We start from the raw sequence: 6592 nt of genomic DNA on the forward strand, positions 1-6592 counted from the left end.
TGGACAAGGTATTCAAAAAAAGCTGTTCAAGCTTTATTGTATCTGTTTCACCGTAATACGCAAACAATATCTTAAAATTAAAAAGCAAAAATCCTTGAATTTACAAGGATTTTTGCAGTTCTGCACCTATTTTGTTACAGCGTGTGCCACTTTTATGCACAGATCCATGATAACCGTTCTGCCTTTTTCTTTTAGCATCTGGTATGCTTCCTCATTAACTAGCCCTTGCTGTGCCCAAAATACTGGCGCATCTGTCTCTAAAAACTCTTCCGCCACTCCAGGAAGCTGTTCTGAGCGCCGGAATACATTTACGATGTCAATCGGACCGTCTATCTCTTTTAAAGATGAAACGGCTTTGACACCTAGCGCCTCATCAATTGTAGGATTCACAGGGATAATTTCATAACCCGCGTCCTGCATTGCTTTTGAAACCATATGTGACGTTCTATCCGGACGGTCTGAAAGCCCTACTACCGCTATACGTTTGCTTCTTTGAAGAATCTCTTTAATTTCCGCTTTAGAAGGGTTTTGCATCGTGTGTCACTCCTTTTTCACTTATTTTACACGATCAAAACAGGAGAAATCAAAATATGATGCATGTTTGATTGGATTTGTAAGCAAACTTTACAAAAAAACTTATCATCAGATCATGACATCTCATGTTAAAATAAAAAGAAGGGAATTTGAAAAAGGAGAAATGTAGATGTTAATTGCTTTATTGATTATTTTGGCCTACTTGATAGGCAGCATTCCATCTGGCTTAATTGTGGGCAAGCTTGCCAAGGGAATTGATATTCGGGAGCACGGAAGCGGCAACTTAGGCGCTACCAATGCATTCCGTACATTGGGTGTAAAAGCTGGTTCGGTCGTCATAGCCGGAGATATTTTGAAAGGGACACTGGCAACTGCATTGCCTTTTCTCATGCATGTTGATATTCACCCGCTTCTTGCAGGAGTCTTTGCGGTTTTAGGCCACGTGTTTCCCATCTTCGCCAAATTTAAAGGCGGTAAAGCCGTGGCTACATCAGGAGGCGTTTTGCTATTTTACGCACCCCTGTTATTTATCACGATGGTTGCGGTATTCTTCATCTTTTTATACTTGACTAAATTTGTTTCTCTCTCATCGATGTTAACAGGGATCTATACTGTTATATATAGTTTCTTTGTCCATGATACGTATTTATTGATTGTCGTTACCCTGCTCACTATTTTTGTGATATACAGACACCGAGCGAACATTAAACGAATTATCAATAAAACAGAACCTAAAGTAAAATGGTTATAAGCTTAAAAAACTTCTCTTTTGACACAGAATAGCCTAATACGTTTATAATAGAGAAAATTCAAATGAAGAACAAAGGGGTGTTCTGTTATGAATATGACAATTAACGAAGACGCATTGAACTGGTATAAAGAAGAACTCGATTTGGAAAGCGGAGACCAGGTTCGCTTTTTCGTCCGCTATGGAGGCTGCAGCAACGTTCAAAAGGGTTTTTCTCTCGGTGTAGCGAAAGATGCCCCACAAGAGGCTGGAGTCACTGCAGAAGCTGACGGCATTACCTTCTTTATTGAAGAAAGTGATTTATGGTACTTTGATAACCACGACCTTCTCGTCAGCTATTCAGAAGACGCTGATGAACCGGTTTTTGAATACCAATAAAAAAGAACGCACATCATGTGCGTTCTTTTTTTACAAATGAAATCGTATAAGATGATCGGTTAGGTTTTCTTGTTCCAAAATATATTTTTGTGTTTCCCCCAGCAGATCAAAGTGGGGAAATTCACTTTTCTTATGGATCCATTCTTTTTTTAACCCGTACGCCGCTCCCCACTGAACCAGCTTATCAATGTCTGCACAGCCGGCTTTTGTCACAGTCCTTGCTTCTGGAAATCGGTCATCCAGCCAGTAATGTGTTAAAAATGCGATTTCTCCTCTTTTCACTGCTTGTTTCCACCGGTTAAGTTCCTCCCGTTTCACACCAAACGCCATATCCCGTTCACTTCCCTATTTTTTGGCCTTTTCATATGCTGTGTGCCAATCAGGAAAAGCTTTGCGGAATTGAATTGGCTTAAAGCTTTCTTTATCCACACAAATATGAGATGAGGTGGCTTTGATGGAAAGCTCACCGGCCGGATTATAAATGTGATAACCATAGACGGTTTTAAAGCCGTTATATTCCTCTATCCATGTATGTACAACCGCGGTTTCTCCGTAATGAAGCGGCTTTTTATAGGAAATATTGATATCAACAACTGGGGACAGAACGCCTCTTTTTTCCATATCACTATATAAAAAGCCTAAGTCCTTAATTAAGGCCGTTCTGCCGACCTCCATCCACACAAGATAATTTGCGTGATAGACAATTCCCATTTGATCTGTTTCTGCATAACGCACTTCTATTTCTTTTTTTGATACATGCAAGATTACTCTGCTCCCTTAACGTCAATTTAGCCCCATTTTACCATAATCAAATCAGAAAGAAAAAAACCAGGTTTCCCTGGTTTTTTAAGAACGGTATCCGTTCTGTCTCGCTGCAGATTCGTCCTGTATTTCATTACGAAACGCTTCAATGCTCTGTTCGCGCCTTGCATTTTTTTCTTTGATACGCTGTTTATCTTCTCCTGAAGCAAACTCCATTGATGCTTCTGCTTCTTCTATATTTTCAATTGTATTTTGAACCATATCCTGCAATTTTTCCACATTGTCAGAACGATCATCAGGATTAGGCTGCTGATATTGATTTTGGTTCTTTGTCATTCGGATGTACCTCCTAGAAATAAACTTGATTTTTCGCTACTCGCCTTTTGTCTGCATGATGATCGGCCGCTGACCTGAAGTATCATGCATTTTTTCCCCTTTATTGGCTTTATATTTTACAGGCTTTGTACCCAAGTGGCTTGGAGCATATTGAGGCTGACCGTTTTTCTTGTTGTTTCCCATGTTTATCCCTCCTCAACAGATAGGTTTCTCAAAAGGAGGGGTAAACATGAATACAAATTAAAGGTTATTTTTGCTTAAATCGCTGTTCAAGCTTTTCCTCAAGCTGATTTAAATACTCTGTATTGGTCATCAGCTCTTTTTTGTTTTCCATGACGAGCTCATGAAAAGAACGTTTTCTCATCTTCTTCACGCTTCTCACCTCCGCATATTCTTTTATTTTTTCCAATTCTGAAAACTTGTAAGCATATCTGAGCATAAAAAAAACTGAATCTAATCAAGATCCAGTTTTTGTTCCATTTCTTTTTTTGTCATGGTGCCAACGTGTATGTCTTGGATAACACCTTTTTCATCTAAGATATATGTCGTTGGATATGACATCACGTTATAGTCAGCATTGATCCCTTTTTTATCAATCAGAATGGGGAACGTTAAATCATACGTATCAGCAAACGCTCGGACCTGTTTCTCACTTTTCTCAGCTGAAGTGAAATTTACCGCAACAACCGCAAGTTTGTCGGCGTACTCTTTTTGCAGCTTTTCCATCGCAGGCATTTCCTGACGGCACGGCTTACACCAAGTTGCCCAAAAATTGAGCAGCACTTTTTTGCCTTTTGCATCCTGTAAAGAGCTTTTCTCTCCTGACAGCGTTTTCAAAGAAAAATCAGGTGCTTGTTGCCCCTCTTGAATTCCGACTTCTTTTTTGCTGTATGTTTGATATAAATTCCATCCCGTATAACCGGCAAGCATGATAAGCAAGATCCCTGCGAGCCATTTTTTCAGCATATGCCACCTCCGCAGCACATTGTGTCATAAAAAGAAGAGAAAGCGAAATGCCTTCTCTTCCTATTGATTCATCAGGACTGCTTCATTTTTTCACGAAGCACCATTTGAAGGATGCCGCCATGGCGGTAGTAATCAATTTCAACTTCACTATCAAAGCGGACGACTGCTTCAAAAGTTGTTACATTGCCGTCTTCATTAATTGCTCTTACAGTCACAAGGTCACGAGGACGAACTGTTTCATCAACATCTACCTCGATGACTTCTTTACCCGTTAAGCCGAGTGTATCCGCATTTTCACCTTGTTTAAACTGAAGCGGCAGCACACCCATGAATACAAGGTTGCTTCTGTGGATTCTTTCAAAGCTCTCTGCAATGACCGTTCTGATGCCGAGAAGGTTTGTTCCTTTTGCAGCCCAGTCACGTGAAGATCCCATACCATAGTCTTTTCCTGCTAATACGACAAGACCAGTTTTATCTTCTTTGTATTTCATGCACGCATCATAGATGGATGTTACTTCACCAGTCGGCCAGTACGTCGTAAATCCGCCTTCTGTACCCGGTGCAATTTGGTTTTTGATCCGAATGTTTGCAAATGTTCCTCTCATCATGACTTCATGGTTTCCGCGGCGGGAACCGTAAGAGTTAAAGTCGCGAGGAGAAACACCTTTTTCTTGCAAGTACTTTCCGGCAGGCGTATCTTTTCCGATTGCCCCCGCAGGAGAAATATGGTCAGTTGTGACTGAATCGCCGAATTTACCGACAACACGCAAACCTTTTAATGGTTCAACCTTGCCTGGCTCAACAGACATCTCTTCGAAGAATGGCGGATTTTGAATGTAAGTTGACTCGCTATCCCATTTATATAAAGCTTCATCTGTTGTTTCAATTTCGTTCCAGCGCTTGTTGTCATCAAATACTGTTTCATACTCTTTGCGGAATAGCTCTGGCGTAACAGTTTGCTTAACAAGTGCATTGATTTCGTCCATTGACGGCCAAATATCATTAAAGTATACGTTTTGACCATCCTTGCCCACACCGATTGGATCGGTTTTCAAGTTAATGTTTACCGTTCCAGCCAGCGCATATGCCACAACAAGCGGTGGTGAAGCAAGATAGTTGCCTTTAACAAGCGGGTGAATACGTCCTTCAAAGTTACGGTTTCCGGAAAGGACAGACGTAATCAGAAGATCATTTTTCGCAACCGCTTCTTCGATTTCCGGTGAAAGCGGACCTGAGTTCCCGATACATGTTGTACAACCGTAGCCAACGAGGTTAAAGCCAAGCTCTTTCATGTATGGAAGAAGGCCTGAATTCACAAGATATCCTGTAACAACTTTAGAACCCGGTGCAAGTGACGTTTTCACGTAATTAGGCACCTTAAGCCCTAACTCAACCGCTTTTTTCGCTACCAGTCCGGCGCCGATCAGCACGTATGGGTTTGATGTATTTGTACAGCTTGTAATCGCAGCAATGGCGATCGCACCCGTTTTCATAACTGTTTCTTCGCCGTTAAGGAGTTTAAACTTAATTTCCTTATTTTCTTCCTCAGCATTTAAACCGAATCCTTGGTTACCTGCAGGGCTGACTAATTGCTTTTTAAACGTTTCCTGCATAGCAGATAGCGGGATCAAATCCTGAGGACGCTTTGGACCCGATAAGTTTGCTTCAATTTGAGACAGGTCAATTTCAACCACATCAGTAAATTGAGGGTCTTCCGCATCTGGAGTGTAGAACAAGCCATTGCTTCTGCAGTATGCTTCAACAACATCAATATGTTCAGGATCACGGCCTGTCAGGCGCAGGTAGTTAAGCGCTTCTTCATCTACTGGGAAGAATCCGCATGTAGCACCGTATTCCGGAGCCATATTCGCAATTGTTGCGCGATCTGCAAGCGGCAGTTCAGCAATTCCCGGACCGAAGAATTCAACAAATTTACCGACAACGCCTTTTTCACGCAGCACTTGTGTTACTTTTAACGCCAAGTCAGTAGCTGTTGTTCCGTTTGGAAGCTTGCCGACAAGTTTCGCGCCGATTACCTCTGGGACTGGGAAGTAAGAAGGCTGTCCAAGCATTCCCGCTTCAGCTTCAATTCCACCGACACCCCAGCCGAGAACACCGATACCGTTAATCATTGTTGTGTGTGAGTCTGTTCCGACAAGCGTATCAGGATACGTTACAAGCTCGCCGTCTTCTTCAATGGCATGGACAACACTTGCCAAGAACTCAAGGTTGACCTGGTGCACAATACCTGTTGCAGGCGGTACTGCCTGATAATTGTTAAACGCTTTCTTTGCCCAGCTTAAAAATTTGTAGCGCTCTGCATTTCTTTCGAATTCCAAGTCCATATTTACTGCTAATGCATCTTCTGTACCCGCTTTATCTACCTGTACAGAGTGGTCGATAACGAGATCAACAGGAATTTCAGGGTTGATTTTATCAGGATCTCCGCCTACAGCTGCCATTGCTTTACGCAGTGAAGCCAGATCTACTACTGCCGGAACCCCTGTGAAGTCTTGTAAAATAACACGAGACGGTTTGAACGGAACGTCGATATCCTTTAATTCAGCAGTTCCCCATTTTGCCAAATTTTCCACGTGTTCTTTTTTGATAACGAAGCCGTCAACTTGACGCAATACTGATTCTAAAAGAACTTTGATGGAATAAGGAAGCTTCGAAACCTTTCCTATACCTGAATCTTCTAACGCTTTTAAAGAGTAGTAATGATATGTTTTCCCATTTGTAGTAAACGTTTTTCTCGCTTGGAAAACGTCTTTTGCTGCAGTTTTTTGCTCGTTTGCCATTCTCCAAAATCCCCCTTCAGATCAGATCATTCTCAGATGAACATTACATTCCATCACAATTTTCTCA

At 41.7% G+C, this 6592-nt stretch carries 10 protein-coding genes; 2 read left to right on the forward strand and 8 right to left on the reverse strand.

What is annotated here, in order from left to right; translation table 11 throughout:
- Positions 1–126: 126 nt before the first annotated feature.
- On the reverse strand, positions 127–534 hold the full coding sequence (locus tag RAC86_RS33395; RefSeq protein ID WP_003245606.1) for a CoA-binding protein: 408 nt from the start codon (positions 532–534) through the stop codon (positions 127–129).
- A gap of 169 nt (positions 535–703) precedes the next feature.
- Here RAC86_RS33395 and plsY point away from each other — a divergent pair, with 169 nt between their 5' ends.
- Both plsY and RAC86_RS33405 read left to right on the forward strand, forming a co-directional pair.
- A complete protein-coding gene (gene plsY, locus RAC86_RS33400) occupies positions 704–1285 on the forward strand; it encodes a glycerol-3-phosphate 1-O-acyltransferase PlsY (RefSeq protein ID WP_003231560.1) in 582 nt (193 codons plus the stop codon).
- An 87-nt stretch (positions 1286–1372) separates the two neighbouring features.
- Positions 1373–1660: a HesB/YadR/YfhF family protein gene (locus RAC86_RS33405; protein WP_003231562.1), complete on the forward strand. Its 288-nt coding sequence runs from the start codon at positions 1373–1375 to the stop codon at positions 1658–1660.
- Between the two features lie 30 nt (positions 1661–1690).
- Here RAC86_RS33405 and RAC86_RS33410 read toward each other — a convergent pair whose 3' ends face one another.
- From RAC86_RS33410 to acnA, 7 genes are all read right to left on the reverse strand, one after another.
- On the reverse strand, positions 1691–1990 hold the full coding sequence (locus RAC86_RS33410) for a hypothetical protein (RefSeq protein ID WP_024571429.1): 300 nt from the start codon (positions 1988–1990) through the stop codon (positions 1691–1693).
- Positions 1991–2005: 15 nt separating this feature from the next.
- Positions 2006–2422 (reverse strand): YbgC/FadM family acyl-CoA thioesterase, encoded by a 417-nt coding sequence (locus RAC86_RS33415; RefSeq protein ID WP_017696516.1) that lies wholly within the window; start codon positions 2420–2422, stop codon positions 2006–2008.
- A gap of 84 nt (positions 2423–2506) precedes the next feature.
- Complete coding sequence (gene tlp, locus RAC86_RS33420; protein WP_003231568.1) at positions 2507–2758, reverse strand: small acid-soluble spore protein Tlp; 252 nt, start codon at positions 2756–2758, stop codon at positions 2507–2509.
- Between the two features lie 36 nt (positions 2759–2794).
- Positions 2795–2941: an acid-soluble spore protein SspN gene (sspN, locus tag RAC86_RS33425; RefSeq protein ID WP_003231569.1), complete on the reverse strand. Its 147-nt coding sequence runs from the start codon at positions 2939–2941 to the stop codon at positions 2795–2797.
- Positions 2942–3005: 64 nt separating this feature from the next.
- The gene (locus tag RAC86_RS33430; RefSeq protein WP_003244964.1) at positions 3006–3131 is read right to left on the reverse strand and encodes an FbpB family small basic protein; all 126 of its coding nucleotides are present in this window, start codon (positions 3129–3131) and stop codon (positions 3006–3008) included.
- Positions 3132–3211: 80 nt separating this feature from the next.
- Complete coding sequence (locus tag RAC86_RS33435) at positions 3212–3724, reverse strand: redoxin domain-containing protein (RefSeq protein ID WP_114523488.1); 513 nt, start codon at positions 3722–3724, stop codon at positions 3212–3214.
- A 71-nt stretch (positions 3725–3795) separates the two neighbouring features.
- A complete protein-coding gene (gene acnA, locus RAC86_RS33440; protein WP_003231573.1) occupies positions 3796–6525 on the reverse strand; it encodes an aconitate hydratase AcnA in 2730 nt (909 codons plus the stop codon).
- Positions 6526–6592: the final 67 nt, after the last annotated feature.

It is taken from the genome of Bacillus sp. LR_5 (genome assembly GCF_042709275.1).

What these genes read in the sequence shown, in the direction of transcription:
- RAC86_RS33395 (WP_003245606.1), bottom strand. Translation starts at nt 534, where the DNA reads ATGCAAAACCCTTCTAAAGCGGAAATTAAAGAGATTCTTCAAAGAAGC.
- plsY (WP_003231560.1), top strand. Translation starts at nt 704, where the DNA reads ATGTTAATTGCTTTATTGATTATTTTGGCCTACTTGATAGGCAGCATT.
- RAC86_RS33405 (WP_003231562.1), top strand. Translation starts at nt 1,373, where the DNA reads ATGAATATGACAATTAACGAAGACGCATTGAACTGGTATAAAGAAGAA.
- RAC86_RS33410 (WP_024571429.1), bottom strand. Translation starts at nt 1,990, where the DNA reads ATGGCGTTTGGTGTGAAACGGGAGGAACTTAACCGGTGGAAACAAGCA.
- tlp (WP_003231568.1), bottom strand. Translation starts at nt 2,758, where the DNA reads ATGACAAAGAACCAAAATCAATATCAGCAGCCTAATCCTGATGATCGT.
- sspN (WP_003231569.1), bottom strand. Translation starts at nt 2,941, where the DNA reads ATGGGAAACAACAAGAAAAACGGTCAGCCTCAATATGCTCCAAGCCAC.
- RAC86_RS33435 (WP_114523488.1), bottom strand. Translation starts at nt 3,724, where the DNA reads ATGCTGAAAAAATGGCTCGCAGGGATCTTGCTTATCATGCTTGCCGGT.
- acnA (WP_003231573.1), bottom strand. Translation starts at nt 6,525, where the DNA reads ATGGCAAACGAGCAAAAAACTGCAGCAAAAGACGTTTTCCAAGCGAGA.